General features: G+C 73.8%; 13 protein-coding genes. 5 read left to right on the top strand and 8 right to left on the bottom strand.

Translation table 11 applies throughout. The annotated features are described in order from the left end of the window. Positions 1-4: 4 nt before the first annotated feature. Positions 5-1,321: an MFS transporter gene (locus tag ACP4IX_RS14180; RefSeq protein ID WP_426520424.1), complete on the bottom strand. Its 1,317-nt coding sequence runs from the start codon at positions 1,319-1,321 to the stop codon at positions 5-7. A 71-nt stretch (positions 1,322-1,392) separates the two neighbouring features. Here ACP4IX_RS14180 and ACP4IX_RS14175 point away from each other — a divergent pair, with 71 nt between their 5' ends. Continuing rightward, positions 1,393-2,445, top strand: coding sequence for a GlxA family transcriptional regulator (locus ACP4IX_RS14175; protein WP_426555669.1), 1,053 nt, complete (start codon positions 1,393-1,395; stop codon positions 2,443-2,445). 439 nt (positions 2,446-2,884) lie between these two features. Here the strand turns inward: ACP4IX_RS14175 and ACP4IX_RS14170 are convergent, their stop codons facing one another. From ACP4IX_RS14170 to ACP4IX_RS14160, 3 genes are all read right to left on the bottom strand, one after another. Further along, positions 2,885-3,361, bottom strand: a complete 477-nt coding sequence (locus ACP4IX_RS14170) for an ATP-binding protein (RefSeq protein ID WP_426555695.1) — start codon at positions 3,359-3,361, stop codon at positions 2,885-2,887. A gap of 519 nt (positions 3,362-3,880) precedes the next feature. Further along, positions 3,881-4,393, bottom strand: a complete 513-nt coding sequence (locus ACP4IX_RS14165) for an EF-hand domain-containing protein (RefSeq protein ID WP_426520428.1) — start codon at positions 4,391-4,393, stop codon at positions 3,881-3,883. 89 nt (positions 4,394-4,482) lie between these two features. Beyond that, positions 4,483-4,863: an STAS domain-containing protein gene (locus tag ACP4IX_RS14160; RefSeq protein ID WP_426520734.1), complete on the bottom strand. Its 381-nt coding sequence runs from the start codon at positions 4,861-4,863 to the stop codon at positions 4,483-4,485. Between the two features lie 387 nt (positions 4,864-5,250). Between ACP4IX_RS14160 and ACP4IX_RS14155 the strand changes: the two genes are divergently transcribed. Both ACP4IX_RS14155 and ACP4IX_RS14150 read left to right on the top strand, forming a co-directional pair. Continuing rightward, entirely contained in the window at positions 5,251-5,841 is a 591-nt protein-coding gene (locus tag ACP4IX_RS14155) for a sigma-70 family RNA polymerase sigma factor (protein ID WP_426520430.1), read from the top strand. A gap of 305 nt (positions 5,842-6,146) precedes the next feature. Beyond that, a complete protein-coding gene (locus ACP4IX_RS14150; protein ID WP_426555694.1) occupies positions 6,147-7,652 on the top strand; it encodes a maleylpyruvate isomerase N-terminal domain-containing protein in 1,506 nt (501 codons plus the stop codon). Between the two features lie 182 nt (positions 7,653-7,834). On the opposite strand, the gene purU is transcribed toward ACP4IX_RS14150, so the two are convergent. Then, positions 7,835-8,728 carry a formyltetrahydrofolate deformylase gene (purU, locus tag ACP4IX_RS14145; RefSeq protein ID WP_426520432.1) on the bottom strand — a complete coding sequence of 298 codons (894 nt, stop codon included), beginning with the start codon at positions 8,726-8,728 and terminating at the stop codon, positions 7,835-7,837. 71 nt (positions 8,729-8,799) lie between these two features. After that, positions 8,800-9,300: an SCO4402 family protein gene (locus tag ACP4IX_RS14140; protein WP_426520434.1), complete on the bottom strand. Its 501-nt coding sequence runs from the start codon at positions 9,298-9,300 to the stop codon at positions 8,800-8,802. A 117-nt stretch (positions 9,301-9,417) separates the two neighbouring features. On the opposite strand from ACP4IX_RS14140, the gene ACP4IX_RS14135 reads away from it, so the two are divergent. Next, positions 9,418-10,737 carry an ABC transporter substrate-binding protein gene (locus ACP4IX_RS14135; RefSeq protein WP_426520436.1) on the top strand — a complete coding sequence of 440 codons (1,320 nt, stop codon included), beginning with the start codon at positions 9,418-9,420 and terminating at the stop codon, positions 10,735-10,737. A 59-nt stretch (positions 10,738-10,796) separates the two neighbouring features. Here the strand turns inward: ACP4IX_RS14135 and ACP4IX_RS14130 are convergent, their stop codons facing one another. Both ACP4IX_RS14130 and ACP4IX_RS14125 read right to left on the bottom strand, forming a co-directional pair. After that, positions 10,797-12,542: a hypothetical protein gene (locus tag ACP4IX_RS14130; protein ID WP_426555668.1), complete on the bottom strand. Its 1,746-nt coding sequence runs from the start codon at positions 12,540-12,542 to the stop codon at positions 10,797-10,799. 201 nt (positions 12,543-12,743) lie between these two features. After that, on the bottom strand, positions 12,744-14,129 hold the full coding sequence (locus ACP4IX_RS14125) for a transcriptional regulator (protein WP_426520440.1): 1,386 nt from the start codon (positions 14,127-14,129) through the stop codon (positions 12,744-12,746). Between the two features lie 292 nt (positions 14,130-14,421). Here ACP4IX_RS14125 and ACP4IX_RS14120 point away from each other — a divergent pair, with 292 nt between their 5' ends. Continuing rightward, on the top strand, positions 14,422-15,075 hold the full coding sequence (locus tag ACP4IX_RS14120) for a bifunctional DNA primase/polymerase (protein WP_426520442.1): 654 nt from the start codon (positions 14,422-14,424) through the stop codon (positions 15,073-15,075). The last annotated feature ends 101 nt before the right edge of the window (positions 15,076-15,176 follow it).

Raw genomic sequence — 15,176 nt, 5'->3', positions numbered from 1 at the left:
CCGGTCACGACAGGGCGGCCGCCGGAGCCGTCCGCCGCCGGATCACCAGTGCCATCAGGGCCGCCGCCGCGCACAGGGCGCCGGACGCGACCCAGACCACGTCGTACGACCCGAAGTGGTCGCGGGCGACGCCGCCGAGGAAGGCGACGAGGGCGGCGCCGATCTGGTGGGAGGCGAGGACCCAGCCGAAGACGATCGCGCTGTCGTCGCCGTAGTGCTCGCGGCACAGGGCGAGGGTGGGCGGGACGGTGGCGACCCAGTCGAGGCCGTAGAAGACGATGAAGAAGACCATCGGCGGGTGGATGCCGGGCGCGAGCAGCATGGGGAGGAAGAGGAGGGAGACGCCGCGCAGGGCGTAGTAGACGGCGAGCAGGCGGCGCGGTTCGAAGCGGTCGGTGAACCAGCCGGAGGCGATCGTGCCGATCACGTCGAACACGCCGATCACGGCGAGCATCGAGGCGGCGGTCGTCAGCGGCATGCCGTGGTCGTGGGCGGCGGGCACGAAGTGGGTCTGGATCAGGCCGTTGGTCGAGGCGCCGCAGATCGCGAAGGTGCCGGCGAGCAGCCAGAACGGGCCGGTGCGCACGGCGGAGAGGAGGACCGTCAGCGCGCGGCGGGCGGCGCCGGGCACGGGGGCGGGCTTGGGAACGAACTCCGCGGCACCGTAGGGCTTCTGGCCCACGTCCGCCGGGTGGTCGTGGAGGAGCAGCCAGACGAAGGGGACGACGGCGAGGGCGGCCAGGGCGACGGTGACGGCCGCGGGGCGCCAGTCGTACGTCTCCACGATCCAGGACAGCAGCGGCAGGAAGACCAGCTGTCCGGAGGCCGCGGCGGCGGTGAGCACGCCGGTGACCAGGCCGCGCCGCTCGGTGAACCAGCGGTTGGTGACGGTGGCGGCGAAGGCCAGCGCCATCGAGCCGGAGCCGAGACCGACGAGCAGGCCCCAGCAGAGGATCAGTTGCCAGGCGGAGTCCATCCACACCGTCAGGCCCGAGCCGAGGGAGATCACGACCAGGGCGGCCGCGACCACGCGGCGGATGCCGAAGCGGTCCATCAGCGCCGCCGCGAAGGGGGCCGTCAGTCCGTAGAGCGCGAGGTTGACGGAGACGGCGGCGCCGACCGTGCCGCGCGACCAGCCGAACTCCTCGTGGAGCGGGTCGATGAGGATGCCCGGCAGGGAGCGGAAGGCGGCGGCGCCGACGATCGTCACGAAGGTGACGGCGGCGACCCACCAGGCGCGGTGCACCCGGGTGCGGCGGCGCGGGAGGACGGGCTCCGGCTGGGGCAACGGTGCTGCGGCGGCATCGGTGGTCCGGGTCATACCCAGGAGCTTCCGGTGCGGGATCCGTCCGATCGAGTGGCCCGCAGGACACGGTTCGCTAGGATCGGGCCATGGCGTCCGACCGCACGTACCGCCCGCCCCGGCCGAGCCCGCCGCACCCGCAGGACCCACCGCACCGGCCGCACCGCGTCGTCGTCCTCGCCCTCGACGGCCTGCTCCCCTTCGAACTCGGCATCCCTCAGCGGATCTTCGGGCGTGCCCGGGACGCACGCGCGCGCCCGCTCTACGAGGTCGTCACCTGCTCGGTCCGCCCGCCGGGCCCGGTCGACACCGACGCGGATTTCGCGGTCCTGGTCGGGAACGGCCCCGAGGCCCTGGCCACCGCCGACACGGTCGTCGTCCCGTCCTCCTACGAGCTGGGCCCCGTGTACGAGGAGGGGGTGCTGACCGAGGAGCTGGCGTCCGCGCTCGCGCTCGTCCGGCCGGGCACCCGGCTCGTCGCGATCTGCACGGGCGGGTACGTCCTGGCCGCCGCCGGGTACCTCGACGGCCGGCCGGCGACCACGCACTGGGCCTCCGCCGAGCACTTCCAGCGGCTGTTCCCGAAGGTGCGGGTGGACGCGGACGTGCTGTTCGTCGACGACGGCGACGTGCTCACCTCGGCCGGGGTCGCTGCCGGGATCGACCTGTGTGTGCACATCGTGCGCCGGGACCACGGCACCGCCGTCGCCAACGACGTGGCCCGTCGCACCGTCGTGCCGCCCCACCGCGACGGCGGGCAGGCGCAGTACATCGAGCGGCCGGTGCCCGATCCGGGGCAGTCCTCCACGGCCAACGCCCGCGCCTGGGCGCTCGGCCGCCTCCAGGACCCGATCCAGTTGCGGGACATGGCCGCCCAGGAGTCGATGTCCGTACGCACCTTCACCCGCCGCTTCCGGGAGGAGGTCGGTGTCAGCCCGGGCCAGTGGCTGACCGGGCAGCGCGTCGAACGGGCCCGGCACCTGCTGGAGTCCACCGCCCTGTCCGTCGACCGGGTGGCCCGCGACGCGGGCTTCGGCACGGCCCAGTCGATGCGGCAGCACCTGCAGGCGACGCTGGGGGTCACCCCGACCGCATACCGGCGAACGTTCCGGGCCGAGTTGTCCACAGCCTGTGGACAGTGAGCGGACGCTCCAGCGTTCTGCCCGGACTCGTCGGACTTCCCCGAATCGCCGGACTCCCCCGGCTCCCGGCTCCCCGGACTCGTCGACTCCCCGGACTCGTCGGAACGGCGGCGCGGTGCTGTCCGCCCCGAGCATGGCACCGCGCGCCGCCACCCGACTCCGGCGTTCCCGTCCGGCTCCCGTCGCCCCCCGAGGAAACCGCCGCCGAATCACGACCCACGCTCGTCGAGGGCTCCGTCACCGAGCCCTCGTCGTCCCCTCGCGGCGAATCGCTGCCTACAAGCGTGAGGAAGCGGTCACGATCCGTCAACCGACCCAGGGGGATTCATCCCTTACGTCCCCTTCGCGCGGGACGCGCACGGAAGCACGTCCGGCGCACGGCCGCACCGGCCCCGGAGAAAGGGGGGCCTCACCGCACCCGGCGCATCCCGCGCCGCCGCTACACCACTTCGTACGCGAACCCGTCGCACGCCACGGTGCCGCCGCCGCTCCCGCAGGCCGGGGTCGCGCCCTCGCGCTCGCCGCAGCGGTCGAGTTCGCACCAGATGCGTTTGCCGGTGCCTTCCCGGCTCCAGCCCCAGCGGTCGGCGAGGCCGTCGACCAGGGCCAGGCCCCGGCCACCCGTCGCCTCGCCGTTCACACAGCGGGGCACCGGTGCCTGGTCGCTGGCGTCGTCCACTTCGAGGCGGACCGTGGCCTCCTCGGTCTCCTCGGTCACCGTTCCCGGGAGCACCAGCCGCAGCACGGCCGAACGGCCGGTGTGCACGACGGCGTTGGTGACGAGTTCGGAGACGAGCAGGACCAGCGTCTCGGCGAGTGGCTCGTCCGCCTGTATCCCGGCCCCGGCGAGCCGTGAGCGCGCCCACCGCCTCGCACGCCCCACTTCCGAGGGGTCGGGCCGGACCTCCAGTTGCACTTGAAGCACCTGCACCGCTCACACCATCCGAACCGGCGGACACAAAGGCTCGCGCCTCATGAGGGCCACGATCGTAGCCATTCTCTGCATGGCCAGAACAACGGCCGGGTCACGGGTCACGGAACGTGAATCCCTTACGGCACAGCATGGTTGACGTACAGTCACGCCAACAAGCGCTTCGGGCATATTCCAGCGCGAAGGAGTACCAGTGCGGCATACTGTGCGACGCTCGTTCCGGGAAGCCGGACCGGTGGCGGCCGATCGCCGTTCCACCCTGCGGGGCAAGGCGCACACCGCCGGTTCCGGAGCCGCCCCAGGGGCAACTCCGGCACGGCCGGCGCTCAGGACCACTCGCATCCCACACAAGGTACCGGAGTGTGGCACCGACTCCGGGCCGTGACGGGTCACGCGGCGGACACAACCCGGTATCAACGCTCCGTGACGCCCCTCTGCCACGATCCGCGACATCCGTCGCGTCGCCGGCGCTCCCCGGGGCCGGCCCGTCGCCTTCGGAGCGTGCTACTCGGGCACGGTGAAGTAGCGGGCGAACGCCGAGACGATCTCCGCCTCCCCCACCTTGCCGTCGCCGTCCGCGTCGAGCGCGGCGGCGACCGACCGGGCGGTGTCCCCGGGCACGCCGAGCACGGTGAGCACGCGTGCGGCGTCCTCGACGGTGGCGGCTCCGTCGCCGTCGGTGTCGGCGACGTCCAGGGCCGCGTGCAGGAAGGGGCGCGCGATCTCGGCGAACCGGTCCGGGGTGTCGCGCAGCCGCTTGACCGCCGCGGTGACGAACTCCTCGCGGGTGATGCGCTGGTCGCCGTCCCGGTCGGCGATGCCCGCCATGCCCTGCCAGAGCGCTTCCGCACCGCCGTACAGGGCCTGCCCCTTGTCGGAGCGGGCGGTGGTGCCGAACTCGGCGAGCAGCGCCTTGGCCGCTTCGCTGAAGTCCGCGCGGTCGATGTAGCCGTTGCCGTCCTGGTCGAAGACGGCGAACCTCGCGGCGATCCTGCGCTCGTACTCGCTGTTGACCATTGCTTCCTCCGGCCGCCTCACGTGTTCGTGTCGGTGCTCTGCGTCTCTCGCCCGGAGCGTACGACGCGGGGTGCGGCCGCGGGCGGCATCTACGCGGAGAGCGAGCGCGGCTCGTCACCGGTCGCCGAGGCGAGATCGGGGTGGACGTCGAAGAGCCGGCGCACCCCGAGCGCGCCGAGGACACGGTTGACGTGGGAGCCGTCGACGGCGCCCTGGGCCGGCAGTATCAGCCGCAGCCGGCCCTGGCAGGAGCGGATGAGCCGGCGGGAGGCGATGAGCACGCCGACCCCGCTGGAGTCGCAGAAGAGGACCTCGGAGAGATCCAGGACAAGACTGTGCCGCCCCTCGGCCACCTCGTCGTGCACGCGCTGCCGCAGCACCGGTGACGTCACCAGGTCCAGTTCGCCCGACACCTGGAGCACGGCCCACTGGCCCTGCTCGCCGCCGGTCACTTTGAACGTCACCACCATGCCTTTCATTCGCCGGAACGTCCGGAATCACCCGAAACGGAAGCCGTGCTTACGCTTCTTGGGCGCGCGCCTGCCCACCGGCCGTTCCCGCAAACACCCGGTCGGAAACGGTGTTCGGTCAGAAGAGGCTTGATTTAGACGCTTTCGATCCTGTTCGATCGAAAGCAATCGAATCCGGTCGCACGGTAGAGGGTAGGGGAGGCGGATCGGCGCATTTACCACCTGCGGGCCGTCGGGGGCGTGCATTGGCACAAAGGGGCGTGTGGTGTCGGACCCGCCGACTACATTCGGGAACACGGTGGCCGCAGCCCGATGACCGGTACGGCGGGACGACCACGGAACGACCACGGAACGACCGGGAGACCGGACAGGGGGGTGAAGGGCCGGATGGCGAGAAGCGGCGTACCACTGAGGTGGGACCACAAGATGCAGCAGCGGCTCGCGCGCGGCGAGGCCGCCGCCCTGGGGGAGTTCTACGACCGGTTCGCCTCACTCGTGCACGGCCTCGCGTACCGCGTGCTCGGTGACGAGCGGGCCGCCGACCACCTCACGCGCGACGTCTTCGCGTACGTCTGGGAACATCCGGACGCCTACGACCCCCGGCAGGGCCCGCTGCGCACGTGGGTGGCCGCGCTGACCCACCGCCTGGCCGTGCAGCGGCTGCGCGCCACCGAGACGGCCGCGCTCGCCCGCGGCGGTCCCGGTACCGCCGAGGAGCTGGAGAGCAGGGTGCGCCACGCCTCGGTCGCCGCCCGCGCCGACTACATCGTCCAGTCCATGCCGGCCCCGCTGCGCGCCGCCCTGGAACTGGCCTACTTCCAGCGCCGCGACTACCGCCAGACCGCCGCCGACCTGGGCGTCACGGAGGACGAAGCCCGCCGCCGCCTCCGCCTGGGCCTCCAGCTCCTGTCCACCGCCCGAGAAGCCGCCTCCCCGGACACACCCGGGACTCCGCCGGGCTACGGGGGTGCGGCATGAGGCAGGCGCGCGGCGGGACCGGGGACGGCCCCACGGCCTCCAGGTCCCCCGAGGCCTCCGCCGGACCGGACGGCCCCGGTGGGCCGGCGGCCTCCGGTGGGCCCGACGGGACCAGCGGGGCCTGTGAGCCCGCTGGGGCCGGTGGGACCTGTGGGACTGGCAGGACCTGTGAACCCGGCGGGACTCATGAGACCGATGGGCCTGGCGGGACCGGCAGGAGCACCTGGAACAGCAGGACCGGCGGCACCGGCGGAACCCGTGAGACCGACGGGCCGGCGGCCTCCGACGCGACCGGTGGGCCGGACCTGCCCGACAGGCCGGCGGCGGCGGTCTCCCACGAGCCCGGCGAACCACCCGACGCGGCCCGCGAGCCCGACGAACCACCCGACGAACCACCCGGCAAGGCACGTGAGCCCGATGAACCACCCGGCGAGGCCCGTGAGCCGGGTGGACCGCATGAGCCCGATCCGCCGAGCGACCCCGGTGAACCGACGGCCCCCGGTGGCCCTGAGGGAGTCGGCGGGCCCCACGGGGCCGGCGAACCCGGTGGACCTGGTGAGCCCGGTGGACCTGGTGAGCCCGGCGGGCCCGCGTGCTCCGGCGGAGGGAGCGGGGGCGGGGCCGCGCCGCGTGTACCGCTCCCCCGGGTGTCCGTCGAGGGCGGCGGGCGGCCCCTGCCCGACGTGGTGCCGAGTGGGCCGGTCGCGTGGGAGCACCAGGTGCTGACGTCGCTGCTCGGGGCGTGGGCGCTGGCCGCCTGCTCGGCGGAGGAGGCGGCGTCCGTCGAGGAGCATCTCGGAGAGTGCGACACCTGCGCCGACGAGGCACTGCGGCTGCGCGAGGCCGTCGCTCTGCTGCAGCGGCCGGAGAGCCTCGACCTGGACCCCGCCCTGCGCACCCGCGTCCTGGACGGCTGCCTGGAGCGGCGCCCGCCGAGGATCCCGGTACCCGAGTGGGCCAGACCGTACGACGCAGAGGTCGCGCGGCTGGACGCCCTGCTCCAGGACATCGGCGGCGCCGAGTGGCACGCCCCGGTCCGGCTGCGCTGGTTCGAGGCCGACGGCGCCACGAGCCGCCGTACCACCGTCGCCGGGGTCATCGCGCACCTGCTGACCGTCGACGGGCTGGTCGCGGTCGCCCTGGGCCTCGCCGACCCGCTGGACGACATCACCGCGCCCACCTCCGCCCCGGCCGACCGTACGGAGGCGTACTGGCGGGCCTCGCACTCCCCGCCCACCCGCCAGGTGCGGGCACCCTGGCGCGAGCAGAGCCACGGGATCGTCCGGACGGCGTCGTTCACCGGTGACGCCGGCCGGATGCCGGTCTCGTACGGCGACTTCGAGCTGCCGCTGCACGACGCGATGCTGGACCGGGCGTTCGAGTGCTGGGTGCACGCCGAGGACATCGCCGACGCGGTGGACTACCCGTACGAGCCGCCCTCCGGGCGTCATCTGAACCGCATGATCGACCTCGCGGCCCGGATGCTGCCGGCCGTCCTGGCGGCCCGCCGCCGGGACGGGCTGGCCGCGCCCGCGACCCGGCCGCACCTGGTCACGGCCGGCGAGCCGGGGCGCAGCCTGCGGCTGGAGATCGAGGGCTCGGGCGGCGGGGAGTGGCTCATCCCGCTCGACTCCCCCGGCGCGGTGGGCTCCGCGGAGCACGAGGTGGCCCATGTCGCCCTGGACGGCGTGGAGTTCTGCCGGCTGGCCGCGGGCCACGTGCCTCCGGCGGAGGCGGCGGCGGGCCAGGTGGGCGACCGGGACGCGATCAGGGACGTGCTGTTCGCGGCGGCGAGCATGAGCCGGATGTAGGGGCGCGAGGGGCGGGTCGCCGCAGTCCCGGCGCCTGCGGGCGCCGCGTTCGCCGTACGCGCTCAAGGGGCGCGGGGAACTGCGCGACCAGCCACCCACCACCCCGCAGCCGCCGCCGGCCGGAACCCCCGAGCTTCCCGGGGCTCCCCCGCGGAGCCCTGCGCGAAGCCCTGGACGGAGCCCTACGCGAAGACCACCGTCCGCCGCCCGTTCAGCAGAATCCGCCGCTCGGCGTGCCACTTCACGGCCCGCGCCAGCGCCTGGCACTCCACGTCCCGCCCGACGGCGACCAGCTGGTCCGGCGTGACGTCGTGGCCGACCCGCTCGACCTCCTGCTCGATGATCGGCCCCTCGTCGAGGTCGGCCGTCACGTAGTGCGCGGTCGCGCCGATCAGCTTCACGCCCCGCGCGTGCGCCTGGTGGTACGGCTTCGCGCCCTTGAAGCTCGGCAGGAAGGAGTGGTGGATGTTGATGATCCGGCCGCTGAGCTGCTTGCACAGGTCGTCCGAGAGGACCTGCATGTAGCGGGCCAGCACGACGAGTTCGACGTTCTCCTCGCGCACGATCTCCAGGACCCGCGCCTCGGCCTGGGGCTTGGTGTCCTTCGTCACGGGGATGTGGTGGAAGGGGATGCCGTACGACCCCACGAGCTCGGCGAAGTCCGTGTGGTTGGACACCACGGCCGCGATCTCCACCGGCAGCGCGCCGGTCCGGGCCCGGAAGAGCAGGTCGTTCAGGCAGTGCCCGAACTTGCTGACCATGAGGACGATGCGCATCTTCTCGTCGGCCCGGTTGATCTGCCAGTCCATGTGGAAGGCGTCACCGATGGCCGTGAAGCTGGCGCGCAGCTTGTCCACCGTCACCGGAGCGTCGCCCGAGAAGTGGACGCGCATGAAGAACAGTCCCGTGTCGTGGTCGCCGAACTGCTGGCTGTCCTCGATGTTGCAGCCGGTCATGAACAGGTAGCTCGACACGGCGTGCACGATGCCCTGCTTGTCGGGGCAGGACAGGGTGAGGACGTACTGGTCGGCGGGGGCGGCGGCCTGGGGGACGGCCGCGGAGGACTGCTCATTCATGCAGGACAGGGTCCCATATCCGGGCTCCCGGCCCGCGTGCCGTCCCGCCAGGCGGACCCGGGAGGACGCCGTCACGCGGAGCGGGTCAGCAGCCGCAGCAGATCGAGCGAGCGGGGCTCCGTCTCCGGGTCCTCGCCGTCACCGGTGGCCAGCCGCACGTGCGCGTCCCGCGCCGCCCGTACCGCCTCCGGCCAGTCCGGGTGGTCGAGGTACGCGTTCACCGGCGCGTCCGGGCCCACCTGGTGCATGATGCGCAGTACCCGCAGCACGGCGCTGTCGACGAGCGCCGCCTCCTGCGAGTCGCGGAAGACCGTGCCCACGTACTTCTCGGCGGACCAGTGGTCCAGCCAGGTGTCCTCCACCAGCCGGTACACCGCGTCGGTGACGTCTCCGTAGCCGTCCACACCGGCCAGCCAGACGTTCCGCTGGAAGGCGGGGGCGGAGAGCATGTGCAGCGCGGAGCGCACCTGGCTGCGCCAGCGCCACCACGGCATGTCGTTGAGGGGCATACCGCCCATGGTGGAGGAGCGACGGCCGCGACGAGAGGAGTTCTCCGAACTTTGCACGGTCATCGATCGTACGTTCCCCTCCACCCGTGCCTCACCGGCCCCCGCAATTCACCCCCGCGTCACCACGCGTTGACCGCAGGTCACTTCCAGGTTAGCCGTGTGACGGAATCGTGCGGGTACATGACCGGAAGGCGACGCACGCGCAGCAGCTTCCTCCGCGGCCTCCGCGGCCACTCCCGGGCCACCCGCACCGGCGCGCTGTCGGCCGGTGCACTGGTGGCGGCGTGTGCGTCGCTCACCACCGGCTGCGGGGTCGTCCCCGGTACCACGGGGGGTTCCGGGGACGACTCGATCACCGTCATGACCTGGGCGCCGCAGGACACGGGCGCGACCAACAAACCCGGCATGCCCGCCTTCGCGCAGGCCTACGCCCGCTGGATCAACGACCAGGGCGGCCTCGGCGGCCGCACGCTGAACGTCCTGACCTGCAACGACCACAACGACAGCGTGACCGCCGCGAAGTGCGCCCGCCGCGCCGTCAAGGAGGACGCGGTCGCCGTCGTCGGCTCCTACAGCCAGCACGCCGACGCCTTCCTGCCCGTCCTGGAGGGCGCCGGCATCCCGTACATCGGCGGCTACGGCCTCACCAACATGGAGTTCACCAGCCCGCTGTCCTACCCGGTCAACGGCGGTCAGCCCGCGCTGCTGGCCGGTCTCGGCAGCGCGCTCGCCGACTCCTGCGGGCCGGTCACGCTCGTCCGCCCCGACACCATCGTGGGCGACCAGCTGCCCACGCTGCTCGACTCGGGACTGACCTCGGGCGGCCACGGCCGGGCCCACGACCAGCGGGCGGCGGAGGACGCGACCGAGTACGACGGCCAGTCCGAGAGCGCGCTGGAACGGACGGCCACCGACCCGGCGGAACCGGGGTGCGTGGTGCCCGTCCTCGGGGACCGCACCGGCACCTTCATGGACTCCTTCCGGCGGGCCCGCGAGGACTATCCCGACGTGCGGACCGCGACCGTGCTCGGCAGCGTCGACCAGTCCACGGTCAACGCGAGCGGCGGCGCGTCCGGGCCCTACGAGGGGGCCTACGTCACCGGCTGGTATCCGGCGGTGAGCGATCCGGCCTGGGACGGCATGAAGAAGGTGATCAAGGAGGAGGCGTTCGGTGACAACAGCGTCGACGCGGCCGACGCCGGGGTGCAGACCACCTGGATCGCGTACACCGTCCTCAAGGAGGTCGTCGAGTCGCTCGGCGACGGCGAGGTCAGCGCCCACACCGTCACCCGCGCCCTCGACGACGGACTGGAGGTCGGCACGGGCGGGCTCACGCCACCGCTCCAGTGGGAGTTCCAGGGCAAGCTGGCCTCGGTCGGCTTCCCCCGCCTGGCCAACACGGAGGTCACCCTGCAGGTCGTCCGGCAGGGCCGCCTGGTCTCGGCCCGCGAGGGCGCCCTGGACACCACCCGCACCCTGCGGAACACCGACGTGACCTGAGCGCGCCGCCGGGCCGAGGCCGCCCGCCGGCGCGCTGACCGGGGCGAGGCCGCGCCGGGTCACAGCTGGGTCGGCTGGCGCTGGGTCAGGCCGTACTGCTCGGCGATGGCGTTCCAGAGCTTGGCGGCCGTGGCCTTCTCCTTGCTCGCCGTGCCGCTCGCCCGGTTGCCGGCCTGGGTCTCGCTGGTCGTGCGGGCCTTGCCCTTCTTGCAGCCCTTCTTGCCGGCCGTCTGGTCGGCCCAGGCCGCGTAGTGGTTGTCGGCCGACGCCGAGGCCTGCCACGCCTTGGTGAGGGCGGCGGTCAGCTCGGCGTGCCGGGGCAGCTTGTCCACGGACAGCTGGGAGAGGCTGGTGACCAGCCCGGTGCGCTGCTTGGCGGCCTCGCGCAGGTCCTTGGCCGCCTGGGGCAGGTTGTCGCAGGACTTCACGTCGGCGACGGCGTTGATCACCGTGGTCCGGCCGGTGCCGCTGTGGGCCAGCAGCTTGTCCAGCTCGACGGCCTGCTGCCGGACCGGGTCGACGGACGGCGACGCGGAGGCCGACGCGGACTCGGACACCGGAGCCGTGGCGGACACGGTCTGGTTGCCGCCCTTGTCCTCCTCGCCACCGCCGCCGGCCATCATCGCGCCGGCGCCGACCCCGACGACGGCGATACCGACGCCCACCGCCGCGAACAGCGGCAGGCGCGAACCGGTCCGCCCGCCGCCGCGGCCGCCCCGGCCGCCGCCGTCGTCGTACCCGCGCCGCCTGCCGCCGCCCGGGCCCTGCGGGGCGTACGGGGAGGGGGCACCGGGGCGCGGGGGCTGCGGCTCGTCGAAGCGGGGCATCTGCTGGGTGGACGAGGCCGGGCCGTCGGCGCCCGGGGCACCGCGGAAGAGGCTGTCGAACTCGGCGGGCGGCTGCCGCCCCTCGTCACCGCCGGGCGCGGCACCGTACGGGGCCGGGGCGGGGCCGCCGGGCACGGGTGCGATGTACTGCGTGGCCTCGGCGTCGGAACCGGGAACGGGCACGGCGGGGGTGGCGGGCTGGTGCCCGGCCCCGGGCTGCCCGGGGTACTGCGGGGCCCGGCCGAGGAACTGCGTCGGCTCCGCCTGCGCCGGCGCGGGTCTCTCCGGGGGCAGCGCTCCCGGCGCCACGGGGGGTATGTACTGCGTCGCGCCCTCGTCCGCGGGGGGCACGGGGGGTATGTACTGCGTCACGCCCTCCTCCGCGGGCATCCCGACCGGCGGCAGGTACTGGGTGGCGCCCTCGTCCACGGGCGGAAGCGGCGCGGACGGCTGGGGCGCGTGCGGGTGGGACGCGTGCGGCTGGGGCGCGTACGGGTAGGACGCGTGCGGCTGAGGCGCGTCCGGCCGGCCGTGCGGCGCGTACGGCGGCTGGGAGCCGTACGGGTGGCCGTCGGCCACCGGTCCGCCGTACGCCGGGGCCTGCGCGCCCTCCGGCGGCAGGGGGCCCGGTCCGGCCTGGGGCGGCAGGGCGCCGGGTGCCTGAGCCGGGCCGCTCCGCGCGGGCCAGGCCTGCGGAGCGGGCGGCCGGGCGGTCTCCGGGGACCCCCAGGACGGGGCGCCGGGCGACGCGGGCCAGCCCTGGTCCGGGGGCGGGCCCTGCTGCTGCCCGGGACCCCACGGCTGGTCCCAGGCCTGCCCGCCGGGCGGCGCCGAGGTGGGCACGGGGCGCCCTGCCTGCGGGCCGGCGATTCCGCCGGCCGGCCCCGGCAGCACGGGCTCGCCACCGTCCGAGGGCAGCACGATGCCTTCGCGCGCTTGCCGCGCCGAGGGCTCCTCGCCCTGTCCACTCTGCGTCACCGGGACTCCTACGAATGGGGGACCTTCGGAATCGTCGGCTCACGCTACCGGGTCCCCGGAGCCCGCTGCCACGCAGCACCGGGCGACAGCTCCTTCCCCGCGTACGCAGTAACAAAACCGGGCCACGGCACGCTGCTTACGGCCTTTCCCGCCCACCGCGCCGGATCCTCCCGCCCGTTCCGCATCCGCGGGCCCGTTCTTTCACGCGGCGACCTGCAGGTCGAGCCGTGCCCCGAACTCCCTCACCACCGCTTCCTCCCGGTACGGCTCCAACCGGGCCTGGAAGTCGTCCAGATACTCGGCGCCCCGGTTGGAGCGCAGCGTCTCGAGGAGTTCCACGGCCTTGGTCGCGGTGTTGCAGGCCTGCTCGATCTCGCGCTGCTGCACCTGTGCGGTGGCGAGCAGCACATGCCCGATGGCCCGCCGGCGCGCCCGCGACTCGGGGTGTCCGTCCAGGGACTGCCGCGCGTACCGGGCCGCCGCGTCGGCCTGCCCGAGGTCCCGGTGGCAGTGCGCCAACTCGTCGGCGAGATAGGCCTCGTCGAAGTGCGCGATCCACACCGGGTCGTCCCCGGAGTCCGGATCGGCCGCCTCCATCGCGCCGACCGCCCGCCCGGCCGCCTCATGGGCCGCCCGTACATCGCCGAGCAGCGCGTGGCCGCGGGCCTCGGCCGCGTGGAACATCGCCTCCGCGCGCGGTGTCACCCGTCCGCGCGCGCCCTCCTGGGCCGCGCGCGCCAACTGGGCGATCTCGCGGGGGTTCCCGAGCTGCGCGGCCAGGTGGCTCATGGACGCGGCGAGGACGTACCCGCCGTACCCGCGGTCCCCGGCCGCCTGCGCCAGCCGCAGCGACTGGATGTAGTACCGCTGGGCGAGGCCCGGTTGGCCGGTGTCGACGGCCATGTATCCGGCGAGTTCGGTCAGTCGGGCGACCGTGGCGAACAACTCCCGGCCGACCGCCTCCCGGTAGGAACCCGCCAGCAGCCCGGACACGACGCTGTTCAGGTAGTGCACGACCACCGGGCGCACGTGCCCGCTGCCGTACTGGTGGTCCAGGTCCACCAGCGCCTGCGTCGTCGCCCGCACCGCCGCCACGTCGGACTGGCCCACCCGCGGCCCGGCCGTGCGCGAGACCTGCGAGTCGGGGGCGGAAATCAGCCAGTCGCGGCTGGGTTCGACGAGCGCGGACGCGGCGACGGAGGAGCCCGACAGGAAGTCCCGGCGTCCCACGTCACTGCGCCACAGCTCGCAGACCTGCTCGATGGCCCCCAGTACCGTCGGCGAGAACTGGAGGCCGACGCCCGACGCGAGGTTCTTGCCGTTGGCCATGCCGATCTCGTCGATCGTGACCGTGCGGCCGAGCTTGCGTCCGAGCGCCTCGGCGATGATCGCCGGTGCCCGGCCGCGCGGTTGCTGTCCCCGCAGCCAGCGGGCCACCGACGTCTTGTCGTACCGCAGGTCGAGCCCGTGCTCGACCCCGCAGAGGTTGACCCGGCGGGCGAGGCCCGCGTTCGAGCAGCCCGCTTCCTGAATGAGCGCCTGCAGCCGTTCGTTCGGCTGCCGTGCGACGAGAGGCCTTGCGGCCATGGCGTACCCCCATGCGGTCTCGTGCGGTTCGATGCGGTCCCGGCGGACGAGAAGGTCCGGCCGTGAAGATCAATGCCCCGTCGATGTGCCGACAATGCGAGACTTGCGAAGTTTGCGAGGACTGCCGGGACGCTGGTCGGTGCGACCCCCAGACGTGGCTACCCAGCTCCGCGGCGAATCCTCCTGCGCGCCCCCGCACATGCACCCATGCGCCCCGGACGCGGAATCGATGCTCCTCCCCGCGCGCGCAACCCCCCCGTAACCCCCGGTGAGCGCGGGAGTTGAGTTCCACGTGGAAAAGACCATCCTCGGCACCGAAGCCGCTCAGATCCCCCAGCAGCGCGGCACGTCGCTGCTGGAGACCGCCGTACGCTATGCCGAGGAGCGCCACTGGGACGTGTTTCCCGGCACCTGGCTGGAAGCCGCTGACGGGGTGCAGCGCTGCTCCTGCGCGGACCCGGCGTGCGCCGCCCCGGGCGCGCACCCGGCGCGCGAGGACTGGGTGACGCAGGCGACGGGCAGTGCGACCGTCGCCCGCCGGATGTGGCAGAAGCAGCCGGCCGCGTCGATCCTGCTCCCCACGGGACGGACGTTCGACGCCGTCGACGTGCCCGAGACGGCGGGGTTTCTGGCCCTGGCCCGGATGGAGCGGATGGAGCTGACGCTCGGGCCGGTGACGCTGACGCCGGACCGGCGGATGCGGTTCTTCGTCCTGCCGGGGGCCGCGGTGAAGATGCCGGATCTGGTGCGGCGGTTGGGGTGGTCGCCGTCGTCCCTCGACCTGGCCGTGCTGGGGGAAGGCACGTACGTGGCCGCGCCGCCCACCCGCTACGGGACGCGGGGGGCCGTGCAGTGGGTGTGCCGCCCCACGGCGGCGAATCGGTGGCTGCCGGACGTGGAGGAGTTGATCTCGCCGTTGGCGTACGCGTGCGGCAGGGACCGTTAGGGCCGTAGGGCCGCCTCCTCGCCCGCCGGGCTGCTGTCCGGCCGGCGGCCGCGGGCCCGTCGTGGTTGATCGCGCGGTTCCCCCGCGCCCCTTCCGGGCGC

Source organism: Streptomyces sp. WG5 (assembly GCF_049974565.1).
Lineage (GTDB): Bacteria > Actinomycetota > Actinomycetes > Streptomycetales > Streptomycetaceae > Streptomyces.
The sequence above is the reverse complement of the archived record's forward strand: the minus strand, read 5'-3'. Positions and strand labels throughout refer to the sequence as shown.